The organism is Polaromonas sp. P1_G2 (assembly GCF_056405515.1).
In genome coordinates, this window is record NZ_JBFUBY010001128.1 from 1 (window position 1) to 454 (window position 454).

Genomic DNA, 454 nt, shown 5'->3' on the forward strand with positions numbered 1-454 from the left:
AGCCAATTCAAGAATGAAAACGTGTCCCGCTTCGGCGAGGCCGTCGTCAGCGTGTCTGCTGAGGCATCCAGTATACTTTATGGCGCCTATCAGGAAGATGCGCGGTCGAAGATGACGAGGATCGCCATTTCCCGGGACCTGTTGAAGGACTATGTCAGCAGTTCAGATCTGCTGGTGGGCGGCTTCATCGGCAAGACGAATGGCTATCTGGGCTTGTTTACAAGTTACGTTCAGTCGGCGATGAGAGAGGCCGACGCGCTGGATGCCGCAGGAATGAACGTTGTGTCCCGTCATCTGGTTGAACTGGCCGCTTTAGCCATCGGCGCGAATATGCGCGGCCGGGACGCGGCTCGATCCGGCGCGCTTGCAGGCGCGCGTATCGCCGCGGCCAAAGCATTCATCCTGCGCAATCTCGCAAATCCCGCTTTGAGCGAAGATGCTATCGCGCAGCATG

General features: G+C 58.1%; 1 protein-coding gene. It reads left to right on the forward strand.

What is annotated here, in order from left to right; translation table 11 throughout:
• Window positions 1-21 precede the first annotated feature (21 nt).
• A partial coding sequence (locus AC1D0P_RS29390; RefSeq protein ID WP_477679958.1) for a hypothetical protein occupies window positions 22-454 on the forward strand: 433 nt, incomplete at its 3' end.